16 protein-coding genes are annotated in these 17,925 nt (G+C 63.7%); 9 read left to right on the top strand and 7 right to left on the bottom strand.

Features of this window, described 5'->3' with window-relative positions; genetic code table 11:
* Positions 1–180: 180 nt before the first annotated feature.
* On the top strand, positions 181–1,740 hold the full coding sequence (locus tag HALO32_RS13260) for a sigma-54-dependent transcriptional regulator (RefSeq protein ID WP_151444346.1): 1,560 nt from the start codon (positions 181–183) through the stop codon (positions 1,738–1,740).
* Positions 1,740–2,369 (top strand): hypothetical protein, encoded by a 630-nt coding sequence (locus HALO32_RS13265; protein ID WP_151444347.1) that lies wholly within the window; start codon positions 1,740–1,742, stop codon positions 2,367–2,369. Before HALO32_RS13260 ends, HALO32_RS13265 begins: the two co-directional genes overlap by 1 nt.
* Before the next feature lie 5 nt (positions 2,370–2,374).
* Here the strand turns inward: HALO32_RS13265 and HALO32_RS13270 are convergent, their stop codons facing one another.
* The 3 genes from HALO32_RS13270 to cfa form a co-directional block, all read right to left on the bottom strand.
* Entirely contained in the window at positions 2,375–4,336 is a 1,962-nt protein-coding gene (locus HALO32_RS13270) for a RecQ family ATP-dependent DNA helicase (RefSeq protein ID WP_151444349.1), read from the bottom strand.
* 84 nt (positions 4,337–4,420) lie between these two features.
* Positions 4,421–5,335 (bottom strand): GGDEF domain-containing protein, encoded by a 915-nt coding sequence (locus tag HALO32_RS13275; protein WP_151444351.1) that lies wholly within the window; start codon positions 5,333–5,335, stop codon positions 4,421–4,423.
* A 190-nt stretch (positions 5,336–5,525) separates the two neighbouring features.
* Positions 5,526–6,677, bottom strand: a complete 1,152-nt coding sequence (gene cfa / locus HALO32_RS13280; RefSeq protein ID WP_151444353.1) for a cyclopropane fatty acyl phospholipid synthase — start codon at positions 6,675–6,677, stop codon at positions 5,526–5,528.
* A 146-nt stretch (positions 6,678–6,823) separates the two neighbouring features.
* Between cfa and HALO32_RS13285 the strand changes: the two genes are divergently transcribed.
* From HALO32_RS13285 to HALO32_RS13300, 4 genes are all read left to right on the top strand, one after another.
* On the top strand, positions 6,824–7,129 hold the full coding sequence (locus HALO32_RS13285; protein ID WP_151444354.1) for an MTH1187 family thiamine-binding protein: 306 nt from the start codon (positions 6,824–6,826) through the stop codon (positions 7,127–7,129).
* A gap of 303 nt (positions 7,130–7,432) precedes the next feature.
* Positions 7,433–8,539 carry a 4-hydroxyphenylpyruvate dioxygenase gene (gene hppD, locus HALO32_RS13290; protein ID WP_151444355.1) on the top strand — a complete coding sequence of 369 codons (1,107 nt, stop codon included), beginning with the start codon at positions 7,433–7,435 and terminating at the stop codon, positions 8,537–8,539.
* Between the two features lie 160 nt (positions 8,540–8,699).
* Positions 8,700–10,160 (top strand): sodium-dependent transporter, encoded by a 1,461-nt coding sequence (locus HALO32_RS13295; RefSeq protein ID WP_151444357.1) that lies wholly within the window; start codon positions 8,700–8,702, stop codon positions 10,158–10,160.
* Between the two features lie 374 nt (positions 10,161–10,534).
* Positions 10,535–10,921 carry a septal ring lytic transglycosylase RlpA family protein gene (locus tag HALO32_RS13300; RefSeq protein WP_151444358.1) on the top strand — a complete coding sequence of 129 codons (387 nt, stop codon included), beginning with the start codon at positions 10,535–10,537 and terminating at the stop codon, positions 10,919–10,921.
* A 38-nt stretch (positions 10,922–10,959) separates the two neighbouring features.
* Here HALO32_RS13300 and HALO32_RS13305 read toward each other — a convergent pair whose 3' ends face one another.
* Genes HALO32_RS13305 through HALO32_RS13320 form a run of 4 tightly spaced genes read right to left on the bottom strand, consistent with a single transcriptional unit; the run spans position 10,960 to position 14,682 of the window.
* The gene (locus HALO32_RS13305) at positions 10,960–12,042 is read right to left on the bottom strand and encodes an ABC transporter substrate-binding protein (protein ID WP_151444360.1); all 1,083 of its coding nucleotides are present in this window, start codon (positions 12,040–12,042) and stop codon (positions 10,960–10,962) included.
* Positions 12,039–13,412 (bottom strand): sensor histidine kinase, encoded by a 1,374-nt coding sequence (locus HALO32_RS13310; protein ID WP_151444361.1) that lies wholly within the window; start codon positions 13,410–13,412, stop codon positions 12,039–12,041. Before HALO32_RS13310 ends, HALO32_RS13305 begins: the two co-directional genes overlap by 4 nt.
* On the bottom strand, positions 13,409–14,071 hold the full coding sequence (locus tag HALO32_RS13315) for a response regulator transcription factor (protein WP_151444363.1): 663 nt from the start codon (positions 14,069–14,071) through the stop codon (positions 13,409–13,411). The genes HALO32_RS13310 and HALO32_RS13315 overlap by 4 nt, the downstream gene beginning before the upstream one ends.
* Positions 14,068–14,682 (bottom strand): helix-turn-helix domain-containing protein, encoded by a 615-nt coding sequence (locus tag HALO32_RS13320; RefSeq protein ID WP_151444364.1) that lies wholly within the window; start codon positions 14,680–14,682, stop codon positions 14,068–14,070. The genes HALO32_RS13315 and HALO32_RS13320 overlap by 4 nt, the downstream gene beginning before the upstream one ends.
* Before the next feature lie 206 nt (positions 14,683–14,888).
* Here HALO32_RS13320 and HALO32_RS13325 point away from each other — a divergent pair, with 206 nt between their 5' ends.
* The 3 genes from HALO32_RS13325 to HALO32_RS13335 are packed head-to-tail and all read left to right on the top strand — an operon-like array spanning position 14,889 to position 17,853.
* Positions 14,889–15,875: a Bug family tripartite tricarboxylate transporter substrate binding protein gene (locus tag HALO32_RS13325; protein WP_151444366.1), complete on the top strand. Its 987-nt coding sequence runs from the start codon at positions 14,889–14,891 to the stop codon at positions 15,873–15,875.
* Positions 15,875–16,327: a tripartite tricarboxylate transporter TctB family protein gene (locus HALO32_RS13330; RefSeq protein ID WP_151444367.1), complete on the top strand. Its 453-nt coding sequence runs from the start codon at positions 15,875–15,877 to the stop codon at positions 16,325–16,327. Before HALO32_RS13325 ends, HALO32_RS13330 begins: the two co-directional genes overlap by 1 nt.
* Positions 16,327–17,853, top strand: coding sequence for a tripartite tricarboxylate transporter permease (locus HALO32_RS13335; protein ID WP_151444369.1), 1,527 nt, complete (start codon positions 16,327–16,329; stop codon positions 17,851–17,853). Before HALO32_RS13330 ends, HALO32_RS13335 begins: the two co-directional genes overlap by 1 nt.
* Positions 17,854–17,925 lie beyond the last annotated feature (72 nt).

A 17,925-nucleotide genomic window follows, 5' to 3' on the forward strand; every position in this document is an offset into this window, starting at 1 on the left:
GTGGTCTCCTGTCCGAAAAGGTCGTGCAGAGTCCCGAGATCGTCAAGCGCGCGGTAGCACGCTTGGAGGCGGTCGACGGGAGCTGGCGCGCCTTGAGGCAGAGCAGGTGTCACGTTATCTTGACACTTCGGTCACGTTAGCGTGACGACTTTTCTGACACCCAAGAGAGAACCTGTCCCGATGCGACTGAGGTTTCACTGCCAGAACCGGATCGGCATCCTGCGTGACATCGTCGCCCACTTCTCCGATTACGGCCTCAACGTGGCCCGCGGGGAGGTGGGGGGCGAGCACGGCAATGCCATCTACCTGCATGTGCCCCATCTGCTTCATGCGCAACTGGCCACCCTCAGGCCGGAGCTGGAGGCGGTCCCGGGGGTCTTTGCAGTGCGCCAGGTCAGCCTGATGCCCAGCGAGCGACGACACCTGGAGCTGGATGCGCTGCTCTCCTCGCTTTCCGACCCGGTGATGTCCATCGACATGGAAGGGCATATCGTGGCCGCCAACCGGGCCGCCGGGCAGTTGCTTGGCGTACGCATCGACGAGGTGCCCGGGCTGTCGCTGGATCGTCATCTCCCGGAGCTGGACCTGCCGGCCCTGATCCGGCGCAACAATGCCCGGGTCAATGGCTTGCGTATCAAGCTTCGCGATACCACTTTCCTTGCCGATATCGCGCCGCTGCACCGGGAGCACCAGGAGGACGTGGCCTCTCTGGCCGGTGCCGTGGTGACCCTGCACCGAGCCGATCGCATCGGGGAGCGTATCTACCAGGTGCAGCGTCAGGAGCTACGTGGCTTCGAGGCGATCTTTCAAGCGAGCCCACGACTGCAGACAGTGATTCGCGAGGCCCGGCGGATGGCGCCGCTGGATGCCCCCTTGCTGATTCAGGGCGAGACCGGCACCGGGAAGGAGCTGCTGGCCCGGGCCTGCCATCTGGCCAGTGCGCGGGGCCAGGCTCCCTTCATGGCCCTCAACTGCGCGGGCCTGCCCGAGTCCATGGCCGAGACCGAGCTGTTCGGCTATGCCCCCGGTGCTTTCGAGGGCGCGCGAGCCGAGGGCAAGCTGGGCCTGCTGGAACTGACGGCTGGCGGCACCATCTTTCTCGACGAGGTGGGCGAGATGAGCCCACGGCTGCAGGTCAAGCTGCTGCGATTCCTGCAGGATGGCGGCTTCCGCCGAGTGGGGAGCGACGAGGAGACCTGGCTCGACGTGCGGGTCATCTGTGCCACTCAGCAGGACCTTCCCGCACTCTGTGCCCAGGGCCTGTTTCGCCATGACCTCTACCATCGCCTCAATGTGCTGTCGCTGCAGGTGCCACCCCTGCGCGAGTGTCGGGATGGCATGGAGGCGTTGGCCATGCACTTCATCGACCGCGCCGCGCGCCAGATCGGCTGCGGCCTCCCGGGCCTCTCTTCGCCGGCCCTGGCGAGGCTCGTCGCCTACCATTGGCCCGGCAATGTCCGCCAGCTCGAGAACGTGCTCTTCCAGGCGGTCTCGCTGTGCGACGGCGAGACCATCGAGCCCGACCACCTTCGCCTGCCCGACGTCGGGGATTCGGCAGGCCTGGCGGGCATCGACCTCGAGAGCTCCCTCGCCGGCATCCTCGGCGAGGTGGAGCGCCGGGTGCTCGAGGAACTCTATCCCCGGCATCCATCCAGCCGCCAGCTGGCCAAGCGTCTCGGGGTCTCCCATACCACCATCGCCAACAAGCTCAGACGCCACGGAATCGGCGGGGAGGAGTGATGCGCTGTCCTACCCGAAGCTCTCCGTCGCCTGAAGGGCTGCCTCTGTGGCTCAAGCTGGTCTTCAGCCTCTGGGTCGCCACCTGGGCGCCGACCTACTGGATGCTGCTGGGCCCCCAGAACTACTTCTGGCTGTGCAACCTGGCCAACTTCCTGCTCCTGGCGGGACTCTGGAGCGAGAGCCGGCGGCTGATCTCCATGCAGTGGCTGGCCGTGGCCCTGGTGGGCACCTTCTGGGCGGTGGATGTGGGTACCGCCTGGGTGACCGGCTGGCACCCCATCGGCGGTACCGAATACATGTTCGATCCCCAACATCCTCCGCTGACACGGGCGATGTCGCTCTACCACCTGATCCTGCCGCTGGTGGCGGGCTTCGCGATCTGGCGGATCGGCTATGACCGCCGGGCGCTGGTCTGGCAGAGCCTGCTCACCTGGCTGGTGATTCCCGCCAGCTACCTCTTCACCGAGGCCGAACGCAATATCAACTGGGTCGAGGGGCCCTTCGGGCAGCCCCAGGACAGTCTCCCGCCCCTGGTGTATCTGGCCGGTTTGATGCTGCTCTGGCCCCTTGTGGTCTATCTGCCGGTGCACGGGCTGACCCTGGCGCTGTCACGTCGCCGTTGCGGCTGACCCGGTTAGTCGGCGAGGTACCCGGCGAGGTAATGTCGAACCTCAGCATAGGGATAGTCCTCCAGGGCGGCGAACCCCGGCAACTGGCGTGCCTTCATGGGAGTGAACAGCGGCGTGGTGATCCCGCACAGGAAGCGCGTCAGCAGGTCCGCTGTGGCCGGGTGCCCCTCGCCAGCTTCTCCGAGCCGTTTCAGGAATGGCTCACACAGGGCGGTGATATCCTGGGTCACTAGGGGGCTCGTCGGCTCGGCCGGTGGCAGGTGTGCCACCTGGCCGCGGCAGGCGGAACAGTGGCCACAGGATTCTGGCGCCCGGGCATCGCCGAACCAGTCGGCGAGCCGACGGCTCAGGCAGTGGTCACTTTCGAACAGCGCGAGCATGGCGTGCAGGCGGTCGATCTCGGCGCTCTCCTTGTCACGAAAGTAGGCGTAGAGGTCGTCGGTCAGCGATTCGGGTTCTATCTCGACCGAGAGAACCTCGTAGACCTCGGTCATCTGCTTGCTTTCCAGCACCATCCAGCCCTTCTCGACAAAGTAGTCCAGGGCGGTGATCACGCGGCTGCGACGTGTATCGAGGCCACGCTCGCCACCCAGGACCTCCAGGGCGGCGAAGTCCAGGCTGTACCAGGTCCGGGCACGTGAGGAGGCGTCCAGGATCGCCTGAACGAAGGCGCGACGCTCTCCCTGGAAACGGCCGACCAGGGTGTCGGCCTCCTCCTCCAGCCGGAAGCGATAGTCGGCAAAGTAGCTGTAGCGGGGAGCAATGAGGCCCCTCAACTCGAGCTGGACGAGCAGCGTCTTGAGCGGCAGGGGGCGGATATTGCTGTGCCGCGACAGGGTGTTGAGCATCAGCTCCCACTGGCGTCCGGCGGCTCTCAGCTCGTCGATCACGCGGCGAATCCCATGAGGCTCGGGCGTGTCGCCGTAGACGAAGTTCTCGAGTATCTCGAGATGGTCGCGCCCGGCCAGCATCAGGCAGTGGGAGGGCAGGCCGTCGCGGCCGGCCCGGCCGATCTCCTGGCTGTAGTTCTCGATGGACTTGGGCAGATCGAAGTGGACCACGTTGCGGATGTCGGCCTTGTCGATGCCCATGCCGAAGGCGATGGTGGCGACGATGCAGGGCGTGCGGCCGGCCATGAAGTCTCGCTGGATGGTTTCGCGGCGCTCACCGTCGAGCCCGGCATGGTAGGCAGTGGCCGGCAGGCCCGCTTGCGCCAGGTAGGCGGCCAGCCGTTCCGCTGTCTGCTGCAGGGTGACATAGACGATGGTCGGCTGGGGTGGCCCTTGTTCGAACCGCGGACGCAGCCACTCGACCAGCCGGCGGGGGCGCTCGGCTGCGGGTACCGGGGTTACCTGGAGATCGAGATTGGGACGGTAGAAGCCGGTGCCGGTGACGTCGTCCGCGTCGATGGCGAAGCGGGTTCGCATATCGTCGATGACTCGCGGGGTGGCCGTGGCGGTGAGCAGCAGAACCTGCGGGATGGCGAAGTGGCGGCGGTAGTCCGGCAACTTGAGGTAGTCCGGACGAAAGTTGTGGCCCCATTCCGAGATGCAGTGGGCCTCGTCCACCACCATCAGCGAGATCGGCACTCGCTGGATGAAGGCGCGAAAGCGCTCGTTCTTGAGGCGTTCCACCGAGACCATCAGGATGCGGATATCGCCGCGCTTGACGCCTTCCATGACCGCGGCCGCTTGCTCACGGCTCTGTCCCGAGTCGAGACTGGCGGCGAGGATGCCGTGACGACTGAGGAAGGCCAACTGATCCTGCATCAGCGCCAACAACGGAGAGATCACCAGGGTCAGATGGGGGAGATGCAGCGCCGGCAACTGATAGCACAGCGACTTGCCGGAGCCGGTGGGAAAGATCGCCGCGGCCGAGCGGCCGGCCACGATGGCCTCGATGACCGGTCGCTGACCCGGGCGAAAATCGTCATGGCCGAAGACCTCTTGGAGCGTCTGCTGGATCATGGGCACATCCTGCCGTGTCGACGGAGTATTACTGGGAATTCTTCCAGTATAACGTGCCCATCGACTCTCGTCCGCGCCGAGGAGTTAGACGCCGACCATGACCTGGTTGCGCCCGCTGTGCTTAGCCGCGTAGAGGTTTTCGTCGGCTCGGTGGATGAGGGTTTCCTGGGAGTCACCGATGCGATGTTCGGCGATGCCGATGCTGACGGTGATACGTTTCGGACCGATACCGAAGTCATGGATGGCAACCCGCTCGCGAAGGCGTTCCGCCAACTTTCGGCAATGAAGCTCGGGGGTCAGAGGCAGCAGCAGGGCGAACTCCTCGCCCCCTAGCCTGGCCACCAGATCTTCCTCTCGCAGTATTTCTTGGCACAGGGTGGCGAGGTCTTTCAGTACCTGGTCTCCTTGCAGATGTCCCCAGGTGTCGTTGATCGTCTTGAAGTGGTCGATATCGAGCATCATCAGCGACAGCGGGAAGGCGTGTCGGTTGCTCAACGATATCTCCTCGTCGAGGCGCTGCATCAGCTTGCGGCGATTGGCCAGGCCGGTCAGATCATCGGTGTCGGAAAGCCGGCGCAATCGCTGCTCCTCGGCCATCTGTTCGCTGATATCGATCATCATGCCGTACCAGAGGGTGCCGGTGTCGATCTTGCGCGGCTGGGCACGCAGGGCGATCCAGCTCATTCGGTCATCGGCTAGCCTGAGTTGGAACTTGGTGGTGATGGGACTTTGACAGCGGGCGGAACGCTCGATGGCAGCCATCAGGCGGGGGTACCCGTCCTCGGACAGGCGCTCGAGTGCCGGCAGGGCGCTCTGCGCCAGGTCGAGTCGGTCGATCCCGAGCTTTTGAATACCGCTGCCGGCCAGGTAAGGGAAGTACATCCGGCCATCCGGGGCCCGGTGCAGCTGAAAGATCACCCCGGGCAATTGCTCGGTCAACTCGAGGATCCAGTCCGGTTGCGGCTTTTCCCCAACCGGCCCGAGGTCGTTGGAAGGCATGCGGGTGTCCTTTCCCCTGCGGCGAACAGGGGGATTCGTGCTTGGTTATCGTCCTGCCCCACGGAGACGGCAGCTGGTGGACGCTGGGTGTCTCTTGATCAAGCACATTATGATACGCCGACGGAGTCGAGTCGGCATCCTTCCTGCGACGTAGGAGATCGCTTACAAGATGGTGCGGGATTGAGCGGCACTACCGTGGGGCATCGTAGCGTCCCGGGCGTCCGCGGGAGAAGACGACCTGCCACAGCTGCAAGTGGCGAGCCCGGAAGGCGCCGGCACAGATCGCCAGATAGTAGCGGAACATCCGGCGGGTGCGCTCGTTGTAGCGATGGGCGATTTCGTGCCAGTGGGCGTCGAAGTTCGTCAGCCAGGCCATCAGTGTCTTGTCATAGTCGGGCCCGAAGTTCTGCCAGTCCTCCATCAGCAGGTGGTCTTCACTGGTGCGCGCGATGTCCATGGCGGAAGGCAGGACGCCATTGGGGAAGATGTAGCGATTGATCCAGGGGTCCGCCGTGATCTCGGAGCGGTTGGAACCGATGGTATGCAGCAAGAAGAGGCCATCGGCGGGCATCAGTCGCCGTACCGTCTCGAAATAGGTGGCGTAGTTGCGGTGTCCCACGTGCTCGAACATGCCGATGGAGACGATGCGGTCATAGTGCCCGTCCAGGTCGCGGTAGTCCTGCAGCAGGATCTCCACCGGCAGTCCTTCGCAGCGCTCCCTGGCCAGGGCGGCCTGTTCGCGGGAGATGGTGATGCCGGTCACTTCGACGTTGTGGTGGTGGGCGGCATGCTCGGCAAAGCTGCCCCAGCCACAGCCGATATCCAGCACTTTCATGCCCGGCTGGAGTTTCAGCTTCTGGCAGGCAAGCTCCAGCTTGGCCTGCTGGGCCTGGTGCAGGTCATTGGCCGATTTCCAGTAGCCACAGGAGTAGCACATGGTGGGGTCGAGCATGCGCTCGAAGAGGTCATTGCCCAGGTCATAGTGGGCTTCACCGACCATGTAGGCGCGAGCCTTGCTCTGGAGGTTGAGGAAGCCGGCCTGCAGGCGGTACTTGAGGCGTTCCGTGGTCGAGCGGGCATTCTCGCCCAGCCCGTTCATCAGGAGCCGGTAGGCCAGCTCGTCGATGCTGTCACACTCCCACCAGCCATCCATGTAGGATTCGCCCAGGCCCAGGCTGCCGTGGTACAGCACCCGCGAGAAGAAGTCGGGATGCAGCACGCGGATATCCTGGGGCGCATCGCCGTTGAGGGTGACGCCCGATCCCTCGAGAAGCTGTTCGACGACTCGGCGGGCGCGAGTGTCGGGCAGGGCGATGGGGCCGATACGGGGTTCGCTGGTCATGGATTCCTCCTGGTCCGGTGATGGAAGTCAGGGTGGCGAACGCGCTGGGCATGGCTCTGCGACCGCATTTTTCTTATGTGGATTAGCATAGACCAGCAATCATGGGTCGTATATTGCACCAGGTTAACGAAACAGGAGGTGTCTCAATGCACGTGATCATCGATCTTTGTGTGGTGCCCCTTGGGGTCGGAGTGTCCGTTTCAGCGGAGATCGCGGCTTGCCAGCGGGAGATCCAGGCGTCGGGGCTTGAGTACCGCATGCATGCCTACGGCACCAACATCGAGGGGCCATGGGACGAGGTGATGGCAGTGGTCAAGCGCTGTCACGAGGTCGTGCACGAGATGGGGGCGCCACGCATCACCACAACGCTCAAGCTCGGAACGCGCACCGACCGCGACCAGCGAATGGATGACAAGGTGGCGAGCGTCGAGACCCTGCTGGGCGAGCAGTGACCCCGGCGACCGGACATGGCGTCACTCTGTGCGTAAATTCAACGTTACACCTTGTCAGACATTTGCGCCATGCCAAGGCTGGAACGGATGGGTTTGCAGTGTTTGTAAGGAATTCGTTACGAAATAGGGGTGCGGGTGATGTCGCTGGAGTCCCAACGGCATCGTTTACGGATTCCGGGGGAAGGGCCGAGGCACTAGGCTGAGCGTCATCGAGAGCCCGTCAGCAATTGAACATCACCTGCGACGGGCCGATGACCGTTCCAATGCAAATTCACAATAATAGTTCCCCAGGAGAGAGTCGCCATGACCGCAACCACCCAGCATCAGACCGTACAGCCTGTCACCCACGACAATCCCATCGGTACCGACGGCTTCGAATTCGTTGAATACACGGCACCGACTACCGACGGTATCGAGGCGCTGCGGGCACTCTTCCACCGCATGGGCTTCACCGAAACCCGCAAGCACCGCTCCAAGCAGGTATTCCTCTTTCAGCAGGAAAACGTCAATTTCGTGCTCAATGCCGAGCCGGGTAGCCATGCGGCGACCTTTGCCGATGTGCATGGCCCCAGCGCTTGTGCCATGGCCTGGAAGGTAGAAGATGCCCGCCAGGCATTCGAGTATGCCGTGGCCAACGGTGCCGAGCCGATGGAGAATCCGGTCGGTCCCGGTGAGGTGGGTATTCCCGCAGTGAAGGGCATCGGTGGTTCGCTGCTGTACTTCGTCGACAACAAGGTCGACAGCGAAGGTCGTACCATCTATGACATCGACTTCGAGGCGATCCCGGGGCGGTCACCGCAGGACAACAGCGTGGGCCTGCAGGTCCTCGACCACCTGACCCACAACGTCGATCGTGGACAGATGGATCCCTGGGCCAACTTCTACACCCGTATCGCCAATTTCCGTGAGAACCGCTATTTCGACATCAAGGGCAAGAAGACCGGGTTGCATTCCCGTGCCATGACCGCTCCTTGCGGCACGATGCATATCCCCATCAACGAGTCTGCCGATGATACGTCGCAGATTGCCGAATTCCTGCGCGAGTACAACGGCGAGGGCATTCAGCACCTGGCCATGGCCACCGACGACATCTACGCCACGGTGCGGGCGCTGCGGGCTAATGGCGTGACTTTCCTCTCCACGCCGGATACCTACTACGAGAAGGTCGACCAGCGTGTGCCCAACCATCAGGAGAACGTCGAGGATCTGCGCGAGCTGAGCCTGTTGATCGATGGTGGTCCCAATGAGGGCGTCCTGCTGCAGATCTTCACGGAGACGGTCATCGGGCCGATCTTCTTCGAGATCATTCAGCGAAAGGGCAACGACGGCTTCGGCGAAGGCAATTTCAAGGCCTTGTTCGAGTCCATCGAGGAAGACCAGATTCGTCGTGGCGTACTCAAGGACGATTGATCCTCTTGTGATCTCCCGGTCAGGGGGCAGGTGGTAACGGCCCATAACGGTACGATCGACCACCTGCCTGCCTCTTCACGATAAAATCCCTCACGTCAGAGCTATCATTAGCGATTCTGCATCGTGACGGAACAACAATGTTCATGACCCCTGGTGTGATATGACAACGAATCAACAATCCCGGACTCAGTGGCACGGCCGCTGGGGCTTTGTACTGGCGGCAACCGGTTCTGCGGTGGGCCTGGGTAACATCTGGAAATTCCCCTATATCACCGGCGAGTTCGGTGGCGGGGCCTTCGTGCTGGTCTATCTGGCCTGCATCCTGGCGGTGGGGGTACCGGTGATGATGACCGAGATTGCCCTGGGGCGTCGTGGTCGCGGCAGCCCCATCGATGCCATCCGTCGAGTGGCCAGCGAGTCCGGCCGTGGTTCGGCATGGTCACTGCTGGGCTGGATGGCCATGCTGGCCGGCTTCATGATCCTGTCCTTCTACGTGGTGGTGGCCGGCTGGTCCTTCTCGTACCTGTGGAAGATGCTCAGCGGCGGCCTGGCCGCCTCCAGCGTCGAGGAGATGGCGGCAATCTTCGGCGCCAACAACGAAAGCCCCTTCAATCTGGGGTTCTGGAGCACCCTGGTCACGGTGGCCACCATGGTGATTGTCGGCAAGGGGGTTCAGGCCGGGATCGAGAAGAGTGTCAGCTGGATGATGCCCGGCATGGTGGTGATGCTGCTGGTGCTGATCGGCTACGGGATGTTTTCCGGCGGCTTCGGCGAGGCGGTACGTTTCCTGTTCTCGTTCGATGCCGGCAGCCTCTCCAGTGAAGGCGCGCTGGCTGCGTTGGGGCATGCCTTCTTCACCCTCTCCCTGGCCTCCGGGGCCATCCTCACCTACGGCAGTTACCTGCCTGCACGGGCCTCCATTGCTCGCACCACGCTGTCCGTGGCCCTCGCCGACACCCTGGTGGCGCTGATGGCGGGACTGGCGATCTTCCCGGTGATCTTCGCCAACGGCATGAGTCCGGAAAGCGGGCCGGGACTGATCTTCATGAGCCTGCCGCTGGCCTTCCAGGCCATGCCGCTGGGTACCCTGTTCGGCATCCTGTTCTTCGTCATGCTCTCCATGGCGGCCCTGACCTCCTCGATCTCGATGGTCGAGGCCACGATATCGTGGCTGACCGACAACAAGGGCATCTCGCGGCGCACAGCGTCCTGGGGCACCGGCATCGTGCTGTGGCTGGTCAGCACCCTGGCGATGCTGTCGTTCAATGTCGGCGCCGACTGGACCCTGGCAGGCAAGCACTTCTTCGGCTGGCTGGATTACCTGACCTCGCGCTGGATGATGCCGCTGGGCGGTCTGGGCATGGTGCTGCTCGCCGGTTTCGTGCTCAAGAACGAGACGTTCCGCGAGGAGCTGGGGCTCTCTGCCGGCTGGCATGCGCTCTGGCTGTTCATGGTCCGCTACGTGAGCCCGCTGGGTATCCTGGTGATCTTCATCGATGCACTGGGCATCACCCAGGTGGTGTTTGCGCAGCACTGGCCCTGGTTGCTGGCGGTGCTGGTGACCATCACCCTGGTTGGTGAGCTGATTAGTCCTCGCCTGCGTCGTATGCTCGCCCACTGAGCACGTAGCAAACTCCGGAAGACGCTTCGTCGCCCCCCCCCCGGGGGGGCGACGTCGTTTATGCCGTGGAGTCGTGACGATACCTGGCGACAGGCATGTACCGCCTAGGCCGGACTATGGCACGGCAATGAATGCATGTCGGAACCGTGAAACGGTTGCCGCCGACCGGCGAAGTGGTTACTATCCGACCCCCGACACCGGTTGTCGTTGGCCGCGTGGTGTCGTTGCATCACCGGCTAGCCTGCTTCGATCAAGGCCTGGTCTCGAGTTCGGGTAGGATGCAGGGTAAGCTTTCTGGTCCGTCAATTTCCGATCATGGCGCCTAATCGCTGGATGCGAAGTCGGCGCATTACGGCAAGTCATGAGGTGACATTATGGCGATTCGATCTCGCCTGATTCTAAACTGCTGCGTGGCAGCTCTTCTTGCGACCGGCTTTGTCGGCAAGGGGCTGGCTCACGAAAAGTCGGCAGAGACCCAGCAGGGTGTCGCGTCCTATTACAGCGACCGCTTTCAAGGTCGTACTACGGCCAGCGGCGACCCCTTCGACCAGCAGGCTTTCACGGCGGCGCATCCGACCCTGCCATTTGGAACCAAAGTCGTGGTGACCCGCGAGGACAACGGCCGCGAAGTCGAGGTGCTGATCAATGACCGCGGCCCCTACGCCAAGGGGCGTATCATCGACCTCTCCAAGCGTGCCGCCAAGGAGCTCGGCATGTTGCAGCGTGGTACCGTCCCGGTGGAAATCTCATTCGTGCAGTGAGTCAGCCGTGTCGGGCTAAGAGCCCGTCGGTTCGATGGTCAGCGTGAAGCCCTGCGCGAAAATTCCCGCTGCCAGCGGGACAGCAGTGCCTCACGCTTGAGGTCGTCCAGGGTAGCCAGCAGACTGGGCCCCAGGATGATCGGCCGCAGTGTCTCGCCTCTTTCCTGACGCAGTGATGTCGCCGTACCCGCCCCTTCCAGCGCGGGATGAATGGCGCCCAGGCTGGTCTCTCGAGCCAGGACTGTCTGTCCTGTCTTGTCGATGAGATAATCCATAAAGCGCTCGGCCGCCGCGGGGTGGGGTGCCTGGTGGGGTATCAGTGCCAGGCGCTGGGTGACCAGCGTATAGTCTTCGGGCATCACGATCCTCAGTTGCGGCTGGTCGGCCAGACGGGCCCTGGCGTAGCTGCCCAGCAGGTTGTAGCCCACCAGGTAGCGTCCTTCGATCAGTCCCTCCAGCATTGCCCCGGTGGTCTCCACCAGTTCGGTATCGGCCTGCCCCAGCGCGGCCACCAGATCCCAGTAGCGTGGTGACAGCCGCGACTCCTCGATGGCATAGGTATAGCCTGCGCCACTGATGGCCGGGTCATAGGTCACCACCTTGCCCTGAAGAGTCTCTGCATGGCGCTCCAGCAGGGCGAGCAGGTCGGCATGGCCGCGCACCTCCCCGAAGCGCTCGATGACTGTCTCGTTCACAACCATGACAATGGGCTCGAAGGTGATGGCGAAGAGTTCATGGCGCCAACGCGCCCAGGCCGGCCAGCGATATGCGGCGGGACTGTCCAGGGAACGAGCATGGCCCGCATTGGCCAGCCGGTATTGCCAGGGCATGGCCGACGAGAGCAGCACATCGGCCTCGTCCGGCGCGGCAAGAAAGCGCTCGTGCAGCGCCAGGGTGGTCAGATTGCGGTAGTGCACTTCCAGGCCGGGATTCTGGCGATGAAAGCCCTCCAGCAGCGGACTCATCTGGGGCAGGTCCAGGGCGCCATGGATCACCAGTGATGCGTTGGGCCCACCATCGGACGCCGCGGGGTAGTACAGGCTCTCGTCGGCGCTGACGAAGGTGCCCACCAGAAAGAGAAGCAGCAGCCAACGGCTGGCAGGCCGGCCTGGGCGATTCATGGGGTGTCTCCCGTAAATTGCAGCGTCACGCGGAGTCCGTGGTCGTCATGGCCTGCCGATAGCTGCAGGCGGGCGCGATGCGTTCTGGCGATACCATCGACGATGGCCAATCCCAGCCCCGATCCCTCCTGATCGTCGCGGTCGCGGTGGAAGGGGCGCAGCATCAGCAGGCGTTTCTGTGCAGGGATCCCGGGGCCGTCATCCTCCACGGTCAGGCGGGGCGGTTTGTCCTCGACCTGTACCGTGACCCGGCGCCCTCCATAGCGACAGGCATTGTCAATCAGATTGCCGATGGCTTCGGCAAGCAGCCAGTCGATGCCCCGGATCCAGACTTCGCTTCCGGCGGTCTCCATTCCCAGGTCGACCCCCTGTCGGTGGCAGGTCCCCCAGTGATCGTGTAGTGCCTGGCGGGCGAGGGCGTTGAGCTCCAGGGGTACCAGGTCCGGGCGGTACTCGGGGTTGTCCAGCCGCGTCAACGAAAGCAGCTGGCCTGCGAGCCTGGCGGTACGGGCGCTGGTGGCCTGCATGGCGACCAGCGCCTCTTTCCAGCGCGCCGGATCGTCCTGGCGAAGAGCGAGCTCGGCACGCGCCGAAAGGCCCGCCAGGGGGGTCCGCAACTGGTGCGACGCATCGCCGATGAAGCGTTCCTGGTTGGAACGCACGCGGCGCATCCTGGTGAGCAACCCATTGACGGTATCACGAAGCTCGGCAAGTTCCCGCGGCAGTGGGAGCTCCAGGGGAGCGAGGGTGCGCGGGTCTCGGGCGCGGATGGCGCGACGTAGACGGGTCAGGGGAGAGAGGGCGGATCGGATGGCGAACAGCAGGCTGATCACCGCCAAAGACCCCATGATCACTATACCCGAGAGGTTGGCCCGCCAGAGTTCGGCTGTCAGAGCATCACGACCTTCGCGGCTATGCGCCACGCGGACCTCGAAGGGCTCGCGAATTCGCCACTCCTCGAGCCGTGTGCGCCTCACCCCCTGGCGCAGCGTCATGCCTTGCCAGTCGATGTCGCGGTAGAGAAGGGTGTCATCGGAGGTCTCCTCCTGCCGGGGATCGGCGGGCAGCTCGGCATTACCGGTGATCACATGGCCCTGGTCGTCCACCAGACTGTAGAAGACCCGCTCCTCGGCATCGGTGGCCAGCATCTCCAGGGCTGCGGGGGGCAGGTCGAGCCACAGTCGGTCATCTTGCCACTGCACCTGTTCGGCAATGGCCAGGGAGGCAGCCTCGAGCAGTCGGTCGAAGGCACGGTCGGCTGTCCGTTGCGCGTCGACCCAGGCCTGGATCAGGATCAGGCTGCCCAGCACCAGCAGGGGCAGCAGCAGCCATCCCAGCAGGCGCTTGTAGAGGCTGTCGCCCCGCTTCACTCCACCTCCAGCAGATAACCCAACCCACGCACCGTCCGCAAGGCTACGCCGGTGTGGCCGAGTCGCTTGCGCAGGCGGTGAACATAGACCTCGATGGCGTTGTCGCCCATGGCGTCGCCCTGGAAGGCTTCCTCGGCAAGTTGCACCTTGTCCACCGGCTCGCCGGCATGGCGCATCAGGCAGGCCAGCAGGCGTTGCTCGCGGGGCGGCAGGGCGAGCGTTGCATCCTCGAGGGTGAAACGCTGATGCCGGGTGTCGAGCATCAGGGGTCCGACCCTGAGCTGAGGGTCGACACTGCGCCGCCGCAGCAGGGCGCGGACACGGGCCTCGAGTTCACCCAGGGCGAAGGGCTTTGCCAGGTAGTCGTCCGCGCCCAGGTCGAGGCCCTGCACGCGATCCTCCACGGCGCCGCGTGCGGTCAGGATCAGTACCGGGGTTTCCGTGTCGTGGCGACGCAGTGCTTCGAGAACCGAAAGGCCGTTGCACCCCGGCAGGTTCAGGTCGAGCAACACCAGCGCGGCGCCATGTTCCGGCTCCGAAAGATGTGTCCGTGCGGCTTCGCCGTCAGCGAGATGCCATACCTCATGGCCCTCGAGGCTCAGGGTATCGATGAGGGTCTCGGCCAGCAGGGTGTCATCTTCCACCAGCAGCAATCTCATGGCGTCAGTTCCTCGCCGGTGTTCCCGCGTGGGGTCTTGAGGTCAGCGCCGGCTTCGGCCAGGGCAAGGGTCGCATCGGCGACCGTCAGGCGCCCCTCCGGACCCGACAGGGCCAGCCAACGTCGCGGTGCGCCAGGTATCTCGGGAAGCGGATGACTGACCATGCATCCGCCGGGAAGAGCGGGGCAAGGAGCGTTATCGATGGCTGGCGCCCAGGTCATGCCGGGGCGCAGGTCGTGGCGGAGGGCGGCAGCCGGCAGGGCCACCAGTCGGCACTCGACGCTGTCGCCCGATCGCTCCAGCAGCGAGGCCGTCTCGCCAATCTTGGCGGCCAGCCTATCGAGCAGCGGCTGGACCCGACTGGCCAGCAGCTGGTCGGGATCCTGGCGTCGGGCCAGGCGCCGCGGGCTCTCGCCCAGGTGCCAGAGGCCAGCCTCGTCGCGCCTGACATAGTCGAAGCGTACCAGCGAACCCAGCAACCGCAGCAGGGTGCTCTTGTAGAAGCCTGTGGCCTGGGCCAGTTCGGCGAGGCTGAAGGCCTGCTGGTCGGAGTCGAAGGCCTCCAGCACGCTAAGCGCTCGCTCCACGGCCTCCACACGATCCTGAGCCATACTGACAAGACTCCCTTCGGGTGGGGTATTCCGGTATGAAACTTTGGTCGCAATTTCCCGGATCGCCATTGACGCGATCATCGGCAAACCCTAGTTTTCTATCCTGAAGAACGTTGTTCCGCCTTACAGAATTGTAAGGTAATCGACGACACCTGGCAAGGCCTGCTTCCTTGTTCGATATACCCGCAACGCAAGAGGACATAACAATGCCGATGAAAACACCGCTCAAGCTGTTTGCCGTAGCCGTCTTCGCCGCTGGCGCCGGTGGTATCCAGGCCTTCGAGCCCGAGGGCAAGGTGGAGTGCCTGGCGCCCGCCGATCCGGGTGGCGGCTGGGACTTCACCTGCCGAAGCGTCGGCAAGGTGATGGAGGATCTGGACATCGTTCCGCGTAGCGTCCAGACCATCAACATGGCCGGTGCCGGCGGCGGGGTGGCCTTCGGTCACACCATCAGCAAGCGCGCCGGTGACGAGCAGCTGCTGGTGGCCGCCTCGACGGCCACCACGACCCGCCTGGCTCAGGGCCAGTTCCCGAACATGACCGCCGACATGGTCAACTGGATCGGCGCGCTCGGGGCCGATTACGGCATCATCGCCGTGTCAGCCGATTCCGAGTATGAAGATCTCAATGAGCTGATGGATGCCCTCAAGGAAGACCCGCGCAGCGTCAAGTTCGCCGGGGGCAGTGCCAAGGGGGGCTGGGATCACCTCAAGGTGCTGATCGCCGCCCAGGCCGCGGATGTCGAGAACCTGCCGCGCATCGCCTACCTGTCGTACAACAACGGCGGTGAGGCCTTGACCCAGGTGATCGGGGGCCATGTCGAGGCCTTCACCGGTGATATCACCGAGGCCCAGGGCTTCATGGAATCCGGGGATCTCAAGGTGCTTGCCGTGCTGTCCGAGGAGCGTCTGCCCGGTAAGTTCGAGGATATCCCCACCGCCATGGAGCAGGGTATCGATGCGCTCGGTCCCAACTGGCGCGGCTTCTATATGCCGGCGGATATCTCCGATGACGCCAAGGCCTACTGGACCGAGGCCATGGACACCATTTATGCCAGCGATGAGTGGCAGAGCGTGATGACCCAGAATGGCCTGATGCCCTTCCACATGACCGCCGGCGAGTTCGAGGACTTCGTTCTCAACCAGATCGACGAGATCGAAACCCTCTCCAAGGATATAGGGCTGATTCAGTAATGACCTTCAACGACCGCATCTTCGGGGTCTTGATGATTGTCCTGGCCGTCGCGTACGGCTGGGGCACTACTCAGTTCACCGAACCCTTCGGCGGGAGCGAGGCCGTCGGTCCCGATACTTTCCCCCGCCTGCTGGCCGTCGTGCTGGCGCTTTCCAGCCTGTATATGGTCGTGCGGCCGGATCCGGATAATGCCTGGCCCTGGAGCCGCACGGGCATCGAGCTGATCATCGCCGTGGTGGTGCTGATCCTCTATGCCATGTTGCTGCAGCCATTGGGCTTCATCATCAGCACCACCCTTGCCGTGGGCACCCTGTGCTGGCGCATGGGATCGCGTCCGGTCAAGGCCTATGTCACCGGTGCGGTGTCCGGGGTGGTGGTCTTCCTGCTCTTCAACTTCGCCCTTGACCTGGCGTTGCCGATGGGACTGCTGTCCTTCCTGGAGGTGAACTGATGGAGACGCTCGGCTTTCTGATGGACGGTTTCGGCGTCGCCCTGGCACCGCATAACCTGATGTTCGCCCTGCTGGGCGCCTTCCTCGGTACCCTGATCGGTGCCTTGCCGGGCCTGGGGCCGGCCAACGGGGTCGCCATCCTGATTCCGCTGGCCTTCACCCTGGGGCTTGCCCCGGAAACAGCCATGATCATGCTCACCTCGGTCTATGCCGGGGCCATGTACGGCGGACGCATTTCGTCGATCCTGTTGAATATTCCCGGTGACGAACCGGCCATGATGACCTGCCTTGACGGTTATCCCATGGCGCAGCAGGGCAAGGCCTCCGAGGCGCTGGCGATTTCCGCGGTGGCCTCCTTTATCGGCAGCCTGGTCGCCACCATCGGCCTGATCCTGCTGGCTCCGCTGCTGGCGAATTTCGCCCTGACCTTCGGCCCGGCCGAGTATTTCGCGCTCTTCCTGCTGGCCTTTGCCACCCTCGGCGGCATCACCGGCAAGAATCCCATGAAGACCGTGGTGGCCGCCGCCATCGGCCTGATGATCGCCACCGTGGGCATCGACTCCACCGGGGTCCAGCGCTATACCTTCGGCACCCTGGAGCTCTACGAGGGGGTGGACTTCATCATCGCCATCGTCGGGTTGTTCGCCATTTCCGAGCTGCTCTTCTTCATCGAGGAGAAGGCCGGCGGCGGCAAGGAGAAGATGGCCGTCAACAAGCTCACGCTGAAGTGGAAGGATATCCGCAACATCCTCCCTTCCAGCTTCCGGGGTGGCGTGCTGGGCTTCATCGCCGGCGTCCTGCCCGGCGCCGGGGCCTCACTGGGCAGCTTTATCGGCTACACCCTCGAGAAGAAGATGGTCGGCAAGAAAGGCTATTTCGGCCAGGGGGACCCGCGCGGTGTCGCCGGTCCCGAGGCCGGCAACAATGGTGCCTCCAGCGGGGCCCTGGTGCCCATGCTGACGCTGGGTGTCCCGGGCAGCGGTACGACCGCCGTGTTGCTGGCCTTGCTGATCTCGCTGAACATCACCCCCGGGCCGCTGATGTTTACCCAGAACGCCGATATCGTCTGGGGGGTGATCGCGGCGCTGCTGATCGGCAATTTCCTGCTGCTGATCCTGAATATTCCGCTGGTGGGCATCTTCGTCAAGCTGCTCTCGGTGCCGCCGATGTATCTGCTGCCGGTGGTGACCATGATCGCTTTCGTGGGCATCTACTCGATCAGCAACACCGTCTTTGATCTCTACTTCATGGTGGCTTTCGGTGTTGCCGGGTATATCTTTCGCAAGTTGGAGATCCCGCTGGTACCGATCATCCTCGGCCTGCTGCTGGGGCCGGAGATGGAGAAGAACCTGCGCCATGCCATGGACATCTCCGATGGTGACTGGACCATCCTGTGGGACAGTGGCCTGGCCATCGGTCTCTGGGTCTTCGCCGGCCTGGGGCTGATCCTGCCCTATATCGTCGGCCCGATCCTGCGCCGTCGGATGCAGAACACTACCGGCACGGGTGGGCCCGAGAGCGACTGACTCCAGCGTTCTTTGCGACTGCCCAGCGGGGGCACCGGCCAGGCCGGTGCCCCCGCTTTCCTTGTGGCCCTT

This window comes from Halomonas lysinitropha, from assembly GCF_902500215.1.
Lineage (GTDB): Bacteria > Pseudomonadota > Gammaproteobacteria > Pseudomonadales > Halomonadaceae > Halomonas > Halomonas lysinitropha.